20 protein-coding genes, 3 tRNA genes and 1 pseudogene are annotated in these 14915 nt (G+C 61.7%); 19 read left to right on the top strand and 5 right to left on the bottom strand.

All coding sequences use genetic code 11. The features are described from left to right. Nucleotides 1-5: 5 nt before the first annotated feature. The 5 genes from ACIRVF_RS11240 to ACIRVF_RS11220 all read right to left on the bottom strand — a co-directional run bounded on the left by ACIRVF_RS11240 (nucleotide 6) and on the right by ACIRVF_RS11220 (nucleotide 1428). On the bottom strand, nucleotides 6-428 hold the full coding sequence (locus ACIRVF_RS11240; protein WP_402816037.1) for a hypothetical protein: 423 nt from the start codon (nucleotides 426-428) through the stop codon (nucleotides 6-8). A 259-nt stretch (nucleotides 429-687) separates the two neighbouring features. Then, nucleotides 688-758: transfer RNA gene (locus ACIRVF_RS11235), tRNA-Gly, on the bottom strand. Nucleotides 759-814: 56 nt separating this feature from the next. Next, nucleotides 815-890 (bottom strand) — tRNA-Trp (locus tag ACIRVF_RS11230). Between the two features lie 31 nt (nucleotides 891-921). Next, nucleotides 922-994: transfer RNA gene (locus ACIRVF_RS11225), tRNA-Pro, on the bottom strand. A 113-nt stretch (nucleotides 995-1107) separates the two neighbouring features. Then, on the bottom strand, nucleotides 1108-1428 hold the full coding sequence (locus ACIRVF_RS11220; protein ID WP_402816036.1) for an HNH endonuclease: 321 nt from the start codon (nucleotides 1426-1428) through the stop codon (nucleotides 1108-1110). A 388-nt stretch (nucleotides 1429-1816) separates the two neighbouring features. Here ACIRVF_RS11220 and ACIRVF_RS11215 point away from each other — a divergent pair, with 388 nt between their 5' ends. The 19 genes and pseudogenes from ACIRVF_RS11215 (at nucleotide 1817) to ACIRVF_RS11125 (ending at nucleotide 14865) form a co-directional block, all read left to right on the top strand. Then, nucleotides 1817-2314 carry a hypothetical protein gene (locus tag ACIRVF_RS11215; protein WP_402816035.1) on the top strand — a complete coding sequence of 166 codons (498 nt, stop codon included), beginning with the start codon at nucleotides 1817-1819 and terminating at the stop codon, nucleotides 2312-2314. Nucleotides 2315-2558: 244 nt separating this feature from the next. Further along, nucleotides 2559-2918 carry a hypothetical protein gene (locus ACIRVF_RS11210; RefSeq protein WP_402816033.1) on the top strand — a complete coding sequence of 120 codons (360 nt, stop codon included), beginning with the start codon at nucleotides 2559-2561 and terminating at the stop codon, nucleotides 2916-2918. A gap of 14 nt (nucleotides 2919-2932) precedes the next feature. Beyond that, on the top strand, nucleotides 2933-3703 hold the full coding sequence (locus ACIRVF_RS11205) for a RecB family exonuclease (RefSeq protein WP_402816032.1): 771 nt from the start codon (nucleotides 2933-2935) through the stop codon (nucleotides 3701-3703). A 122-nt stretch (nucleotides 3704-3825) separates the two neighbouring features. Next, nucleotides 3826-4641 carry a hypothetical protein gene (locus tag ACIRVF_RS11200; protein WP_402816031.1) on the top strand — a complete coding sequence of 272 codons (816 nt, stop codon included), beginning with the start codon at nucleotides 3826-3828 and terminating at the stop codon, nucleotides 4639-4641. Between the two features lie 77 nt (nucleotides 4642-4718). Beyond that, the gene (locus tag ACIRVF_RS11195) at nucleotides 4719-5066 is read left to right on the top strand and encodes a hypothetical protein (protein ID WP_402816030.1); all 348 of its coding nucleotides are present in this window, start codon (nucleotides 4719-4721) and stop codon (nucleotides 5064-5066) included. Beyond that, a complete protein-coding gene (locus ACIRVF_RS11190; protein WP_402816029.1) occupies nucleotides 5059-5481 on the top strand; it encodes an endonuclease VII domain-containing protein in 423 nt (140 codons plus the stop codon). Before ACIRVF_RS11195 ends, ACIRVF_RS11190 begins: the two co-directional genes overlap by 8 nt. Nucleotides 5482-5590: 109 nt before the next feature. Then, nucleotides 5591-5770 (top strand): annotated as a pseudogene (locus ACIRVF_RS11185) (CHC2 zinc finger domain-containing protein); the annotation flags it as partial. Nucleotides 5771-5804: 34 nt separating this feature from the next. Then, entirely contained in the window at nucleotides 5805-6503 is a 699-nt protein-coding gene (locus ACIRVF_RS11180; protein WP_402816028.1) for a topoisomerase, read from the top strand. Further along, nucleotides 6503-6697, top strand: coding sequence for a hypothetical protein (locus ACIRVF_RS11175; protein ID WP_402816027.1), 195 nt, complete (start codon nucleotides 6503-6505; stop codon nucleotides 6695-6697). Before ACIRVF_RS11180 ends, ACIRVF_RS11175 begins: the two co-directional genes overlap by 1 nt. Continuing rightward, nucleotides 6694-7167, top strand: coding sequence for a DUF3310 domain-containing protein (locus tag ACIRVF_RS11170; RefSeq protein WP_402816026.1), 474 nt, complete (start codon nucleotides 6694-6696; stop codon nucleotides 7165-7167). Before ACIRVF_RS11175 ends, ACIRVF_RS11170 begins: the two co-directional genes overlap by 4 nt. After that, on the top strand, nucleotides 7164-7373 hold the full coding sequence (locus ACIRVF_RS11165; RefSeq protein WP_402816025.1) for a hypothetical protein: 210 nt from the start codon (nucleotides 7164-7166) through the stop codon (nucleotides 7371-7373). Before ACIRVF_RS11170 ends, ACIRVF_RS11165 begins: the two co-directional genes overlap by 4 nt. Next, nucleotides 7370-8179 carry a metallophosphoesterase family protein gene (locus ACIRVF_RS11160; RefSeq protein ID WP_402816024.1) on the top strand — a complete coding sequence of 270 codons (810 nt, stop codon included), beginning with the start codon at nucleotides 7370-7372 and terminating at the stop codon, nucleotides 8177-8179. Before ACIRVF_RS11165 ends, ACIRVF_RS11160 begins: the two co-directional genes overlap by 4 nt. Then, nucleotides 8179-8730: a hypothetical protein gene (locus tag ACIRVF_RS11155; protein ID WP_402816022.1), complete on the top strand. Its 552-nt coding sequence runs from the start codon at nucleotides 8179-8181 to the stop codon at nucleotides 8728-8730. Before ACIRVF_RS11160 ends, ACIRVF_RS11155 begins: the two co-directional genes overlap by 1 nt. A gap of 1 nt (nucleotide 8731) precedes the next feature. Next, entirely contained in the window at nucleotides 8732-8941 is a 210-nt protein-coding gene (locus ACIRVF_RS11150) for a hypothetical protein (protein WP_402816021.1), read from the top strand. A gap of 14 nt (nucleotides 8942-8955) precedes the next feature. Then, complete coding sequence (nrdJ, locus tag ACIRVF_RS11145) at nucleotides 8956-10962, top strand: ribonucleoside-triphosphate reductase, adenosylcobalamin-dependent (protein WP_402816020.1); 2007 nt, start codon at nucleotides 8956-8958, stop codon at nucleotides 10960-10962. Between the two features lie 70 nt (nucleotides 10963-11032). Next, nucleotides 11033-11575, top strand: coding sequence for a hypothetical protein (locus ACIRVF_RS11140; RefSeq protein ID WP_402816018.1), 543 nt, complete (start codon nucleotides 11033-11035; stop codon nucleotides 11573-11575). Between the two features lie 493 nt (nucleotides 11576-12068). Beyond that, on the top strand, nucleotides 12069-13895 hold the full coding sequence (locus tag ACIRVF_RS11135; protein WP_402816016.1) for a DNA polymerase: 1827 nt from the start codon (nucleotides 12069-12071) through the stop codon (nucleotides 13893-13895). A 123-nt stretch (nucleotides 13896-14018) separates the two neighbouring features. Then, a complete protein-coding gene (locus ACIRVF_RS11130; RefSeq protein ID WP_402816015.1) occupies nucleotides 14019-14267 on the top strand; it encodes a hypothetical protein in 249 nt (82 codons plus the stop codon). A gap of 52 nt (nucleotides 14268-14319) precedes the next feature. Beyond that, nucleotides 14320-14865 carry a deoxycytidylate deaminase gene (locus ACIRVF_RS11125; protein ID WP_402816013.1) on the top strand — a complete coding sequence of 182 codons (546 nt, stop codon included), beginning with the start codon at nucleotides 14320-14322 and terminating at the stop codon, nucleotides 14863-14865. Nucleotides 14866-14915: the final 50 nt, after the last annotated feature.

Here is a 14915-nt window from a genome sequence, read left to right as displayed (position 1 = left end):
CCTCGTCACGAATTCAGCAGTCGGTACAGCTCCTCATCGAGGTCTGTGGGGGTGTCGGCCGGCGCCTGGTCGGCGCCCTGGTCCTGGTTCTCGTCCTTGATGGACATGCGAAGGCGGGCCCTGTCCTCCGTGGTCGCGCCCCACTTGGCGACGCGCTGGCGGATCTCGCCTGCAAGCCTCAAGTCGCCCTGGTAGAGGCCGTCCACGAGCTTCGTTGTGATCTCCAGCTCGGCCCAGTCGGTCTCAGTCCATGCGGAGGTCTGGGGGGCTGTGGACCAGGTCTTCCAGAAGCGCTTTGCCCCGGCAGTCGTAATGCCGAGCCCGCGGGGGAGTTCCCGGCCCGGCTGAGCCTCGGCGCTGAGCTCCTGGGCGTGTTCATGCTTGTTGCGCCTGACAGCGTTCTCCTTGGGCCGAGGTCCGCGAGTCATCGGATCCTCACCCGGCTCAGGTCGACGTCGTAGAGGTCACCCAGATCGTCAAGCTCCCCCTGGGCGTCCTGGCGCCAGTCCCGCCGGCTGGAGGCCTTCGAGGGACGCACAGGCACCGGGTTGCACCAGGTATACGGGCAGTCCTCGCAACGGCCGATGCAGTCGGCAGGCATGGGCGGTCCTTCCAAGGCAGTAAGGGAGGTGGGCGTGTCGGACCCCCATGGCACGCTGAAGCAGCTGCAGCAGAGAGGGGGTGGGGTGTGCTGGACCGGATTCGAACCGGTGTCGCCTCCGGGCAGGAGGGGTCCTAGGCCGCTGGACGACCAGCACCGCCCATCCGTCCCCTGATCAGGGGGAGGTTCAGGGCACTGCGGGAGCTACCCGCATGGCAGGGGCGGGAGGGCTCGAACCTCCGGCATGCGGTGTTGGAGACCGCTGCTCTACCAGCTGAGCTACACCCCTGGATCCCGTGTTACGCGGCACGGGCACCTCGTCTGATCGGCAGGGCATGATCCTGCGGCCTCTCGGTCCCAAACCGAGCGCTCTTCCAACTGAGCTACGACCAGAAGTCCGGTTGATTCAAGTGACACCGGAACACACGTACTGGGCAGCTTTAGACGAAGGGTCGAACCTGCAATTCGTCGCTCTCTGCCGCAAGGCAACTGTTAAGGACTAAACCTCACCCTCGGTCACCGTGAGTCTTGCTTCGATGACAGGACCGACAAAGGACCCAGAGGTTTTCCAGCTTCCACGAGCCCCCCCGACTGACAGGGATGAGGTGATCCACCTCAAGTGCTTCCCGAGCCCCGCAGCGTTGGCAGCGGAATCGGTCCCGAGCAAGCGTCCGTGCTCGTCGGCTGGACCAGTCGCTAGGACGGTCTAGGTTTCGGGCCGAGGGCCGGTCCCAGCTCCGCCGCAGCTGGTGGTCTAGACACCGACCGTCCCGTGTAGTCCGGGAAGTACAGCCAGTCACAAGGCAGATGCTCGCAGCTCTGGGCATGATGCTCCTCTCGGACTGGTGGTGTGTGCGGCCCCGGCCGGATACTGGTCTGGCAGCCGGGGCCGGCCTCACTGGACTCAACTCGGAGGTAGAAGCCTTCAACAAGAAGTCAACAGTGAGAAACTTTAGAAAGATTTATCTTTCAATGGGTAGAGATGTTCAAGTTCGAACGTGGGCCGTTCGTTCGCTCGTTTCACTCGCTCTCTCACTAATGATGTATGTGTCAACCGGAGGCAAGTTCGGGCCGATGCGGCAAAACTGTGGCGAGCGTCACAATCGAACACAGTTACGAGTGTTGTTCTGGTTGATGTGGGGGGTATCAACAGGTAAGCTCCACCGGACCGAGCCCCATATCTTTCAATCGTTGCAGAGTCAAGGGACCAAACACATGGCGAAGCTGCCGCCCGACGCCACTCTGTCTAAGCTCTACGCGCTAGGGCGAACAGACCGGCAGATCGCGGAGGAATACGGGGTTACGGTGCAAGCCGTCAACAAGAGGTTGACGGGCATGGGGCTGGCTCGCCGCCCCGTCGTGAACGAGGTCAGTGCCCTGCTGAAGCAGGTTTGGACTATCCAATCCCACGCCGGCCCTGGCAGTCATCACGACAGGAGCCCCGCGCAGTCTTTGAAGCTGTGGCTAAGGCTGAAGTTGCGGGATCAGGACATGAGCGAGAGGCAGCGGAGCACGGCTCTGGCCTTCGAACGCCGCCTGAAGCGTGAAGGTGCGGTCCTTTCCTACGCCCCGGACGAGGGTTGGTCGTTCGTCCCCAGAGTCGCTGCAGACGAGAACCTGGCCATTCGGTGGCCGAGTGACCGGCCGAGGCCCGAGGGGTCGACCCTGGACGTCTGGAGGCTCAACGAAGACACCGCGAACACTCCCCAGTAGGTCTGGGTTGAGCAAAGCGTGCACTAAGAGCAGGTCCCACGGTGAAGTGGGGCCTGTTTTGTTATCTAACCTCATGTCATCTGATATCTGACTCCCAGTCAGTTCACAACCTCGCAGGTAGAGGCGGGTTTTCTCCCAGGCATGTGACGAGCGTCACAGTTGAAGTGGGGGGAATGTCGGCGCCCTGTGAGATAAGTTGAACCTCGCCACAAATCCTCAAGTGGCTGAACTAGGAGGCGGGTACATGAACCTCACGCTTCGCCCATCCCAGCCGGCAGTTTTGCCGCGCCGGGAGCTGGTAGCGGCGGAGATTGAGGCGAGTAGGACCGTTTCTACGCGGGTAGTGCGGTCTGACTCACTTCTGATTATCCATCACGAAGCGTGCCCGGTGGGTGAGTACTGGGACATCTGCTACGGGAACAACCTGACCGACGCCGAGATCATTGAGTTCCTTGACCTTGAGGATGAGGTTCTTAGGCGCATCAGCGCTCGACTTCAGGACATCGAGGTTGAGCGACAGGAAAATGACTGGCCGCACCCCTTCTTCCCCGACAGCCCTCGACACACGTACGTCCGACTTTGCCCCAAGGTGGTGGAGGCTTGACTAACATCGAAAGCATGCCCCGGAGCGTCAGCCAGACTGAGCAGTATGAGAAGTGTGGCTGGCGGTTTTGGCTTCAGCGCATCGAGCGCGTAACCCCCCTGCCGGCGGCCTGGTCGCACCACGGAACGGCCTTCCACAGTGCCGCTGAGGCGGTTGAACGCTCCAACCGGAAGATGGGTGTGGAGGAGGCTGTACAACTCTTCTCGGACGAATACAGCGTACTGGTGAACAGGGCGCTGGACCGGGAGCCTGACACCAACAGGTGGCTCTCCGCCTCCGGCTCCGGCGGGGACGACATCGAGCGCCGGTACGTCCTGGGCCAGGAGCAGACAGCCCGGTACGTCGAGTGGGCCCAGGAGCACCAGCCGGCCATCTGGCAGGCCGGCGAGGACAAGCCGGCCTTGGAGCTGTACTTCAAGGTCGAGTTGGGTGGCGTCAAGGTTCGCGGGTACATAGACCAGCTCGTGACCGAGGCCGACGACTCGGTGAGGGTCCGCGACCTCAAGACCGGTACGACCAAGTCGAAGTTCCAGCTGGAGACGTACGCGGTCGCTGTTCGCCTGGCGTTTGGCGTCGAGGTCTACCGCGGAGACTGGTACCTCGCGAAGAACGGAGGGCTGTCCCGGGCGGTCGACCTCAGGGAGGTCACCGCCGAGCAGGTGGGAGAGCGGTACGCGGCGATGGACGCCGGGGTCAGAGCTGGACGCTTCGAGCCGAAGCCGGGCTTCGCGTGTCGGTTCTGCGACATGCAGCACGCGTGTTCTTTTTCTTCTCAAAGAAGTTGAAGTGGGGGAACTGGTGATGTAGGTTGAAGCCAGAGGAAGGGCCCGCTCTCGGCGGGCTATATTTTGGCCCTAGAAGTTGAAGTGGGGGAGTCTAGAAAGGCTCCCCCAGGGAAGGAGGTGTCTTGTACTCTCTCGCACAGTCGATCACGGTAAAGGGTGCGGCCGGCGAACCTCTGCCAAATCCGTTCCGGGGCCTGTCCAAGCATGAGGTCGAGTTCAGGCGGGGAGAGCTCAGTCTCGTAGTAGCCGGCCCGGGTACTGGTAAGTCGCTTCTCGCAGTGAACTTGGCTATGTACGGAAATCTGCCGTGCCTGTACTTCTCGGCAGATTCCGGTGCGGCCACTCAGCTTTCTCGGGCTACGGCCATTATTACTGGGGATGATGTCAAGGAGATCAAGAAGAAGCTGGTTGACGGCGACTTCGAGGAGTACACCCCGGTCCTGGGGAAGCGTTGGTGGGTCCGCTTCAACTACGAGGCCAGGCCCACGCTTTCGGACATGGAACTCGACCTTGACTGCTACTTCGAGATATTCGGCTGCCATCCCCACTTGATCGTGGTCGATAACGTGACCAATGTTGATGCCGGCGCGGTCGGCGACGCTGAGAGTTTCACCTTTTCCCTGGAGGGGCTGTGTGAATACCTCAGCGAGATGGCTCGGGTTACCCGGGCCCACGTTCTTGGCCTCCACCACGTGGTTGGGGAGCACTCCGACGGCTTGAAGCCGATTCCCCTTTCCGGCGTCAAGGGGAAAATCGGGCGAGTGCCCGCACTGATCCTTACGATCTTCAAGGAAATTGACGGGATGGATGGACGAGTTCTCCACATCTCGCCGGTCAAGAACCGTGAGGGGTTTGAGGATTCATCGGGGGAGACCTACTCCTCGTACGACTTCAATCGCACCAATATGCGCCTCACTGACGTGATGGCCACCTTCTAGTTGACCTCGCCCAGGCGCCACAAATGCGGTTGAGTGGGGGCCTCTGGCGACTAGTATCGAATCGGAAGGAAGACGCAATGGGAAAGTTCTCCGGAAGCGGCTACGTCATTCAGCCGGAGATCGTTTCGGCTCTCCTGGCCAATAACCCTTCGATCTCCGAAAAGGAGATAGAAGAAAATGGCGGCGGTCTCGTGGTTGTCGTTCTCAAGATCCACGACAGGCGCCGCATCAACCTCCGACAGCTGGCCCGTGACCTCATAAGGATGGCCGGGACTGGCATCGAGCTGGCCGTAATCTCCGCACCGCTCTCCGGCGGGCCGACCTGGAGCATTGTCAAGTTGGATCAACTTCGCGAGCTGGCCCAGGGCCTCTACGACATGAAGCAGCAGCTGCGACTTGAGCAGACGTTGAGGGCCCGTGCCTGACCCGCGCGCCGGCTATCGGACCTGCAAGAAGTGCACCAAGAACCGGGCGCTCAAATTCTTTACTCCGCGGGGAAAGACCTGCTCCACGTGTCGCAAGACGTCTCGAAGTAGGGCCGCGCGAAACGCCCGCATTCAGGCAACCTACGGGCTCTCAGCCGAGGACTACAAGGCGCTCTTCGAGGCTCAGGGCGGCGCGTGTGCCATCTGCCGCGAGACCCGCCGCAACAATCTCGCAGTCGATCACTGCCACAAGACCGAGGCTATTCGAGGTCTCCTCTGCCAGAGGTGCAATGGGCAACTGCTGGCCCGTGGAGCCCGCGACCGGCCAGAGGTGCTGCGGCGAGCGGCTGACTACCTCGAAAGTTACCCGGCCTGGAAGGTGCTCGGGCCCCGGTACACCTACGACAAGGACTAAGCCATGTGCGGTATTGCATTTGACTTCCGGAAGTGGCGCGGCGAGCACGAGACCATGAACGGTACCTACCGCCAGTACAACTTCCCCGTGACAGTTCGGAAGGTCGGAGATGACGCCCAGCCCGAAACCGCCGATCGCTGAAGTTCTGCGGCACTTTTACGGGGTCCAGCTCCAAAGCCGTGGGGGGTGGCAGAAGATTCTCTGTCCGCTCCACTCCGAGGAGAATCCGAGCGCATCGGCAAATACCGACAAGCAGCGGTGGTCATGCTTCGTCTGTGGTGTGACGGAGGACAGTTACGACGTGATTCAGAGAGAGAGGGGCTGTGGCTTCCGAGAAGCACAAGAGTTCGCACATGAGTGGTTCGGTGGAGGCGGCGAAGGCGTACTTCCAGCAGTACAGCAACAGCCCCGCCGAGTCGTACATGAGCGCCCGCGGTTTGGGAGCGGCGGCGCTCAAGTTCGGAGTGGGATACGTCGGTTCGGCACTCACCGGTCATGAGCGGTACACCGGCATGCTTGCGGTTCCGTACGCACGGCCGGCCGGCGGCGAACACGGAGTCGCAACCGTGCGCTTCCGTTGCATCGCCGACGAGTGTGTGAAGGACGAGGCCGGGAACTACCTCGCCCCAACGCAGAAGGAGCGCCACGAGGGCCACGGCAAGTACCGGTCTGTTCCCGGTGACCACCCCCGCCTATACAACACCGCCGCTCTGATCCGACCGACGCCGTTCATCGCCTTGTCCGAGGGCGAGTTCGACACTCAGGCCTCGGAGGAGGCCGGCGTCCCCTGTGTGGGCACCCAAGGCGTATCAGCTTGGCGCCCCCACTTCGACCCGGCATTCAAGGGATTCGAAACGGTCTACATCATCGCCGACGACGACAAGCCCGGGCTTGATGCCGCAGACGCGCGGGCCGCCGAGATGCCAAATGCCAAGGTCATCGTCCTTGGCGGAGGGCACGACATCAATTCGTTCATCTACACCCACGGCAACGAGGCATACCGAAGGAAGCTGGGTCTCTGATGATTTTGAAGAGCAAGTGGCAGCCGGGTGCGCGGGTTCGAGTGAAGGCAGGCCTCGACAGCCTTTCCGGCGAGACCGGCACCGTTGAAGACGTGTGCTACGCAAAGGTCAGCGAGGAAACCTCCGTTATTCTCGACATGGATCCGGACGGGCCCGGGGCCTGGTTCTACGATCACGAGCTGGAGGCAGAGTGACTGCCATCCTTCAGTTCAAAGTCGGTGATCGAGTTGTCATCGCAAGTCCGCCCGACAGGGAGTTGAGTCCGGCTGCGAAGCTCTACGCTGACAACCTTGGCGTCATCGTAGGAGTGAACCCGGAGTACGTCCCATACCCCTACCAGGTGCGCTTCGTAGGTGTCGGAGTGATCTCCTTCGCGCCTGATGAGCTTGTTCACGAAAGCGAGGCCCTGTTGGCTGCAGCCGACCTTTTTTCTGACACAAACGTTGAAGTGGGGGGAAGTGATGCGGTGAACCACCCGGATCACTACACGTGGCTCCCTGGTGGGCTCGAAGTCATCGACATAACCCGGAACTTCTCCTTCGTGCGGGGAAACGCAATGAAGTACCTGTTTCGGGCCGACTTCAAGGGCAACCCCCTCGAAGACCTCAAGAAGGCCCGTTGGTACATCGATTACGAAATCAGCCAGTTGGAGGCTCAGCAGTGAAGCGCATTCAGTTTGGTGATGTACCTCTCGCCGAATGCAGCTACTTCACGGTCCAGACGTTCGGCAGCGCGTTCATCGGAATTGACCTTGTCGAGGACAGTCCGTATGGGCTGAATCGCGTTCCTGCCAACATCTCGATTGAGGAGGCGCGAAAGCTTCGCCGGGCTCTCAAAAACGCTATCAAGGTCCTGGAAGGGCGTGCATGAAGCGAATCGTCGTCATCAGTGACACCCAGATTCCCTATGAGGATAAGCGGGCGCTGAAAAACGTCATCGAGTTCATTGGGGAGTACCAGCCAGACGAAGTGATTCAGATTGGCGACCTGGTGGACTACCCGGCTCCGTCCCGGTGGTCCGTCGGCAGCAAGGCTGAGTTCGAGGGCAACGTCATTAAGGACTCCGAGTACGCGAAGCGTGCGTTCCTCGCACCGCTTCGCGAGGCCTACCAGGGACCCATCAAGGTCCTGGAGGGCAACCACGACGAGAGGCCGCGGAAGTACCTCGCGTCCAGGGCGCCAGCGCTCGCAGCGGAGGACCAGTTCTACCGGTTCGAGAGCCTGTTGGACTTTCAGGCCTACGAGGTAGAGAAGGTGGAGCCCTATTACGGTTTCGCACCTGGCTGGGTGGCCATCCACGGGCACGAGTCCCCAGGGCTCAACCAGGTGCCTGGTGCGACCGCCCGCATGAAGGCGGTCAAGGCAGGCGTGAGTGTGGTCATGGGGCACACTCACCGGCTCGCCATCTCGCCCCATACGACTGGCCACAACGGCAAGCTCAAGACGATCTACGGGTTCGAGGTCGGACACCTGATGGACGTGCGTCAGGCCGGCTACCTCAAGAACGGGCCGGCCAACTGGCAGAGAGGCTTTGGCCTTTTCTACGTCGGAAAGTACGGCGCAACACCCCAGGCAATCCCGGTCGAGGATGACGGCTCTTTCGTCGTCGAGGGGAAGCGGTTCGGAGAGATCAAGCGTGTAGGCGGAAGGTTCGCCAAGAAGAAGGAGTCCGCGTAGTGCCAGAGCTGAATTGGAAGCGGGTCGATGAGATCGCCCGCAAGGTGGCCAAGGAGATGGCACTTAAGTGGGCCATCGTTGAGGCTGACGACGTGCGGCAGGAAATTATGCTGCACGTGGTCGAGCAAGCCTCTCTTGTAGCCCAGAAGGCGGACGACGATGAATTCATTCGGCGCCTCGCATGGCGAGTAGCAAAAGCCTATGCGTCCAAGGAGCAAAACTACCGTGACCTGGTTGATGACCAGTACTACTACACCCCTGATGAGGTGCGAAACACCCTCCGCTCCTTCATCTACACGGATGAAGAGGTCTCCAGCATCCTGGGGAAGAAGGACGACCTTTCGAAGTGTCGAATCTCCGACAACATCACGTCTGCCCGACTTGATGCAACTGCAGGCCTGAAGAAGCTAACCGATCAGTACCGCGAGGTGCTGGTACGGCTCTACATCTACGGGCTGCCGGCCCGAAGCGATGGTGAGCTTCGAACCGGATACCGGGCGGTCGACGCCCTAGCAATCGCGATGAACTCTCACCTGCGGACGGGGCGGTGACGTGATCGAGACCCGGAAGAGCTACCGGCGCCGGCTCAGCGAGGGCCGAGCCGTGGAGATCGAGGTCGTCTACGACGACTCGGTATCCAGTAAGACGCTTATCACCATCACCACCGAGGCTGGAACAGCCGAACTGCTACTCGAACTCCCGGACCTTCGGGCCCTGGGCGAGCTGGTCAACGCCGCCCAGGCGGACTTCCCACCCTTCTGACAGAAAGGCACTGCATGGCCTTCAAGACCGAGACCGCACAGACCGTGTACGAGCGCACTTACCGCCGCGAGAAGCCGAACGGTGAGCTAGAGACCTGGCCGGAGACCGTCCGCCGCGTGGTGGACGGCAACCTCAAGCTGGTCGATCCCCGGTACATCGAGCCGGGCGAGCGTGAGGCCCTGCTCGACCTGATTGAGTCCTTCAAGGTGCTGCCCGCTGGCCGACACCTCAAGAGTTCCGGCGTGAACGACTTCGCCTTGAATAACTGCTGGGCCGCAGGCTGGAATCCGGAGAAGCCGGAGGAGCATTTCACCTTCACCCTTCTCCGTCTGGCCGAGGGCGGCGGCGTTGGGGCTAACTACTCGAACCGCTACCTTCGCGACTTCCCGGCCGTCGAGAACGTCCTCAAGGTGCACATCGTTTGTGACCCGGACCACCCGGATTACCTGGACATGGTTGAGGCCGGTCTCATCTCTACCGAGTACGCCCACACCTGGGCCGGCGCCTACAGCGTTGAGGACTCCCGCGAGGGCTGGGCGGAGGCTCTGGGTGACCTGATCCGCACCGCACACCGTGATGACGTGGTGCACCAGGACCGCGTGTACGACGTGACCCGAGTCCGACACAAGGGCGCCGCCCTCCGCAGCTTCGGCGGCACAGCTTCCGGGCCGGCGCCGTTCGCAGAGATGCTGATCGAGGTCGGCCGGATCGTCTCGGACGTGGCTGGCTGGCCGCTCTCCGGCATGGACGCGATGCTCATTGATCACGAGATCGCTCGGTGCATCGTCTCGGGCGGTGTGCGTCGCTCCGCCCGCATGTCGATCATGCATTGGGACGACGGGCAGATAGGTCTGTTCCTCTCCTCCAAGGAGGACATGACGAAGCACTGGACCACCAACATCAGCGTCGAGATTGATGAGCGCTTCATCGAGCAGGCGGAGGCCGGAAACTCCAAGGCCTCCTTCGTCCTGGACCAGCTAGCCGCAGGCGCCACGAAGAACGGTGAGCCGGGCTTCTGGAACTCCGACCTGACGGCCGTTGGTGAGGTGGACGGCACCTACACGACCAACCCCTGTGGAGAGGCGACCCTCACGCCCTGGGAGCCCTGCAATCTCGGCTCCATCAACCTCGGTGCGTTCGTGGACCGGTACGGATTCATCGACTTCGACGGGCTCCACCAGGCGCACAGGCTGTTGACTCGCTACCTGATCCGGGCAACGTGTGCCCCGGTGGCTGATGCGAGGTCGGCCGCGGCCATCGCGCGGTACCGCCGTATCGGTGTGGGGCACCTTGGCTTCGCCGATTTCCTGGCGATGCAGGGCATCCTGTACACCGAGGCCGAGAAGGACACGACTGTCCGGGGTGCCCTGGCCCTGATGGCTGACTGGGTAGACGACGCTGCTGCCGAATACAGCAACCAACTCCGTATTCCGATCCCGATCAAGAAGCGTGTGATCGCCCCGACCGGTTCCATCTCCAAGGTTGCTGGCGCGAGTGGCGAGGGCATCCACCTGCCCTTCGCGCTGTACTTCAACCGGCGCATCCGCTTCTCGCTCCTGGAGCCGGAGGAGGCGAGGAAGGTTGAGGAGTATCGCGCCGCCGGCTACCACGTCGAACCGTGCATCTACGCGGCGAACACCGCCGTGGTCACGATCCCGACCCGGGACGCCCTGATCAGCGAGGTACTGGACCCGGAGTCGGTCCAGCATGCTGGGCAGGTGAGCCTTGAGGAGATGCTGAGCGTCCAGCGGCTCTATCAGGACCTCTGGGCCGACCAGGCGGTGAGCTACACGGCCTCCGTCGATCCCGAGAAGTACACCGTCGAGGACGTCAAGCGCGTCCTGCTCGACTTCATGCCGGACCTGAAGGGCAGCACCATCTTCCCGGAGCTGTCTCGGGCTCAGGCCCCGTACGAGCGCATCACCCGCGAGGAATACGAGGCCGAGGCAACTCGTCTGGGAATTACCAGTTCTGACACGTCGTATGACGAATCCTGCGCCAATGGGTCCTGCCCGGTGTGATGACAGACAAGAAATAAGTTGAAGTGGGGGCAATTCTGTCCCATACTGAAGACATAGGAAGGGTTCTGAAATGAGCTACCCCGACCCGTTCGACAACACCTCGCCGTGGGGAGAGTCGAACTCTGCCCCTGCGGATCACTCCACCCCCAATGCCTCGGAGGCGCCTGTGACCACTCCCGCCAGCACTACCCCGACTTCCGCCCCCTTCAAGATTGGTTTTACCCTCAAGGCGGCTGCCGGCTACGACGCCGAATGGCTCACGCCTACGGTCTGGGGCTACTCGGCCGAGGAGACCGCGAAGCGCGGTGCCGAGCTGCTGACCGCGATGAAGAACGAGGGGCTGATCGACCTTACGGCGAAGGCTGCGGACTACACCCGAGGGCTTTACAAGGGTGGTGGCGGTGCAGGCAGCGCGGCCCCGAAGCGGTTTGAAAACGGGCGCGTGACCTCGAAGTCGGCGCCGGCCGCCGGTCCGGGTGACGACGACTGCCCGCACGGCCGAAAGCTGGTCGACAAGGGATCCTGGTCCGCGATGTTCTGCCAGGCTCAGAATAAGGGTGACCAGTGCGAGCCGCTATGGAAGCAGAAGGACGGCAGTTTCAAGGCCAAGTAGGGCTTGTTTTTGTGCCCTAAAAGTTGAAGTGGGGGTCGCGTGACTGCGGCCCCCACTTCCCTCCTCTGGAGAAGCATGAAACTAATTTCATTCGTTACGCTCGTCGCAGTCCTCGGCATTCTGGTGGCCTCCCTGTGGGTGTGGGCGGAAGCCCCCTGTTCCCTTTGGTCCTGGTCCCGGGCGGGTGACATGCCGGCCCGCTGCATTACGGAGCTTGGATGAGTCGGCTGATGCACTTCTACGTTGAAGGCTGGGAAAACGGGGGTGTTGAGCTGACTCACGGTCCTTGTAAGGAACCGGTGGCCTCCGGCGGGTGTACCTGCTGCGAAGGGCAGACGGTCACCCTGTTTGACCTCGTGCAGGCCTCCCGGGATCACCTTTGTGAGGACGTCATCTAGTGGTCGAAGCCGTTGTCACCTGGGGTTCGCTCGGATTTGCCGTGGCCTACCTCGCCGTTTACATATTTCTCGAACTCCGCAAGTAAGGGGGCTCCATGCAGGTCATCACCTACAACATTCGACGCCAGACCGTACGAATCAACGTCGTTGAAACCGTGATGGATCTGTGGGGCTTCATCGACTTCGTGGAGGCCAATCCGGTCATGGGTTTCGACACGGAAACCACGGGGCTCGACTACTGGAACTCGGACCGCGGGTTCCGAATTCGACTTGCACAGTTCGGAAACGCCGTTGAGAGCTGGGTACTGCCGGCCGAGCTGGGTCCGGAGTTCCGAGAAGCCGCCGCATGGGCCCTGCGGAAGGCCCATCGGATCATTGCCCACAACGGGACCTTTGATCAGAACGTTGCCGAATGGTGCCTTGGCGTCCCGCTCGAAGAGACCGGCCCCAAGATGCTGTGCACGAAGATTACGGCCCATCTCGTAGACCCTCGACAGGTCAAGGAGCGCGGTCCTGGGCTCAAGCTGGAAGAACTGACGAAGTTCTACATCTCCCAGGAGCTGGCCGAAGAGGTCAAGGGCTCCATGGCCCGAATAGCCAAGCGCTACAAGGTCAAGAAAGACGACATCTGGCCGGTGGTCAGGCTTTTCGATAGGGAATACTTGCTCTACGCAGGTATGGACCCCATTCTCGCCTACCGGCTCTTCCACATCCTCTACCCACTCATTCCGCTCCGCTCCAAGCGCAAGGGCCTGTTTAGCTGGGAGCATCGGACCGCCTACATCACGGCCAAGATGGTAAGGCCAGGCTACCTTCTCGATGCGGAGTACACCGCGGCCAGAATTGCGGAACTGAAGGCCGAGCAACAGCACTGGGAAGCCGAGGCAGTCAAGTACGGAGTTGAGAATGTGAACTCCGACAAGCAGTTGATCGAGGCATTCACCGGATTCGGCGTCAAGCTGACAAAGAAGACGGCCAAGGGCAACCTGTCCATGGATGCCGAAGTCTTGGACTCTATCGACCACCCGCTAGCTGAAGCCGTGAAGAAGGCGACGAAGGCGGGGAAGTGGCGGAAGACGTGGTTCGAGGCCGCTTTTAACGGCCAGGACTCACAAGGGCGCGTCAGGGCTTCAATCAATTCGCTCCAGGCCAGAACGGCACGGATGTCCATTACCGGAAGCATCCCGGCGCAGACATTCCCCGCAGGGGACGGCTACGTTCGGCACTGCTTCTTGGCTGATGAAGGTCATGTCTCCGTAAGCATCGACTTCGGAAACATGGAGCTGCGGGTAATGGCCGCGGCCTCCGGTGACCCGATCATGCTAGAGGCCTTCCGCCGCAACGAGGACCTGCATAACCTGACTGCCATTGCAGCCTTCGGGCCGATGCCGGAGGGTGCCGAGAAGCACCCAATGCGTAAGGCTGGCAAGGGAACCAACTTCACCGTCTGTTTCGGTGGAGGCGCCGGCGCGGTCTCTTCTCAGTGGGGGATTGCCGAGGACGACGCCAAGACGGCCGTAAAGGCCTTCTGGGACACATACAAGGGTGTTAAGGCGTTTTCCGAGAAGCTACAGAAGGAGGCCCGCCGGTACGGCGGGATCTACACGGCTACTGGCCGGTGGCTTCCGGTGGACCGCGAGCGGGCTTACGCCGCCCTCAACTACTACATTCAGTCTTCAGCCCGGGACATCACTGTTCGAGCCCTCATTGAGCTCGACAAGGCAGGGTTCACCCCCTGGATGCGGCTCGTAATCCACGACGAGATCATTTTCAGCTTCCCGAAGGAACGATCCGCGGAGCTGACCGAGCAGGCGGCCCGAATCATGGAATTCGTTTTCAAGGGGCTGTTGATTCCTGCGGACGGAGAGATTGGGATGCAGTCCTGGGGGTCTGTCCTGGAGCTGGAGGAGAGTAAGCACTGACCGATACCGAAGACTGCGAATACTGCCAGAACGCTGACGCTGTAGGGCTGTTCTGGCTTGATGACGTCGACACCGGCCTGTGTGCCGAGTGCGCTGAAGATAACGACGCTCAGGAGTGCTTTTATGAGTGAGACCCCGCAGGACCCCTTTGCCGAGATCATGAACGGGATTGAAGAGCAGTTCGGTCAGGCGCTCTTTGAGCGGCGCGTGGTTGCTGCCGCACTGGCCGCCGAGGCCACAGGCCTCGTGTACCGTCGCGCGGTTTCCTCGGGCGTCCCTCACGATCTGGCTCAGGCCATGGCCGCGGAGTTCTGGGATGCCGAGACCGCCCAGGCCCCCGGCGTTGAGGAGCCGGAGGGCGGTGACGAGTGATCGTCATCCGGTATGACGGGTCTGCGGTGATCTGTATTCACGACGGGGCGCCGTGCCCCCGCTGCCAGACCCCAGAGAAGGACTGGCCGGCGATCTGGAGGACCGGGTGGACCCTGGTCCAGGAGCCTGCCCAGCTTGCCGAGGAGGGCCAGTGAGCTGCCATCACCGGGGTTTTGGGAAGAGCTGGGCCCGTCCGTGCTGGGACTGCTACTTCCTGGGCCTGGCGGGCGCTGTAGCGGCCCGTGGAGACTGCATCAGGAAGCGCGTGGGGGCCGTGCTCGTCAGCCCGGACCACAGGGTCCTCAGCACGGGCTACAACGGCTCCGCACCGGGTCAGCCGTCCTGCAAGGCCGGCGGGTGCGATCGGTGCCTCTCAGCAGTCCCTCCGGGGTCCGGGTACCACGACTGCATTGAGTACCACGCCGAGTGGAACGCGATCCTGTGGTCCCGGCCGGAGGACCGCCAGGGCGCCGTGCTGTACGTGACGTTCGAACCTTGTGATGACTGCCTAAAGCTGATCACAGGCGTAGGAATCGTACGAGTGGTTTGGGTCGATCCGGCTGGCTCGCAGCGGGAGCTCATACCTGGTACCAAGTAACACGACGGACCCCCCGCATTACGACTGCGGGGGGTCCGTTTGGCGTGCCG

Origin of the sequence: Kitasatospora sp. NPDC101157, from assembly GCF_044768255.1 — a bacterium.
GTDB lineage: Bacteria > Actinomycetota > Actinomycetes > Streptomycetales > Streptomycetaceae > Kitasatospora.
This window is presented reverse-complemented; position numbering and strand designations above follow the sequence as displayed.

What these genes read in the sequence shown, in the direction of transcription:
- ACIRVF_RS11140 (WP_402816018.1), top strand. Translation starts at nt 11,033, where the DNA reads ATGAGCTACCCCGACCCGTTCGACAACACCTCGCCGTGGGGAGAGTCG.
- ACIRVF_RS11160 (WP_402816024.1), top strand. Translation starts at nt 7,370, where the DNA reads ATGAAGCGAATCGTCGTCATCAGTGACACCCAGATTCCCTATGAGGAT.
- ACIRVF_RS11195 (WP_402816030.1), top strand. Translation starts at nt 4,719, where the DNA reads ATGGGAAAGTTCTCCGGAAGCGGCTACGTCATTCAGCCGGAGATCGTT.
- ACIRVF_RS11240 (WP_402816037.1), bottom strand. Translation starts at nt 428, where the DNA reads ATGACTCGCGGACCTCGGCCCAAGGAGAACGCTGTCAGGCGCAACAAG.
- ACIRVF_RS11175 (WP_402816027.1), top strand. Translation starts at nt 6,503, where the DNA reads ATGATTTTGAAGAGCAAGTGGCAGCCGGGTGCGCGGGTTCGAGTGAAG.
- nrdJ (WP_402816020.1), top strand. Translation starts at nt 8,956, where the DNA reads ATGGCCTTCAAGACCGAGACCGCACAGACCGTGTACGAGCGCACTTAC.
- ACIRVF_RS11220 (WP_402816036.1), bottom strand. Translation starts at nt 1,428, where the DNA reads ATGCCCAGAGCTGCGAGCATCTGCCTTGTGACTGGCTGTACTTCCCGG.
- ACIRVF_RS11130 (WP_402816015.1), top strand. Translation starts at nt 14,019, where the DNA reads ATGAGTGAGACCCCGCAGGACCCCTTTGCCGAGATCATGAACGGGATT.
- ACIRVF_RS11135 (WP_402816016.1), top strand. Translation starts at nt 12,069, where the DNA reads ATGCAGGTCATCACCTACAACATTCGACGCCAGACCGTACGAATCAAC.
- ACIRVF_RS11215 (WP_402816035.1), top strand. Translation starts at nt 1,817, where the DNA reads ATGGCGAAGCTGCCGCCCGACGCCACTCTGTCTAAGCTCTACGCGCTA.
- ACIRVF_RS11205 (WP_402816032.1), top strand. Translation starts at nt 2,933, where the DNA reads ATGCCCCGGAGCGTCAGCCAGACTGAGCAGTATGAGAAGTGTGGCTGG.
- ACIRVF_RS11210 (WP_402816033.1), top strand. Translation starts at nt 2,559, where the DNA reads ATGAACCTCACGCTTCGCCCATCCCAGCCGGCAGTTTTGCCGCGCCGG.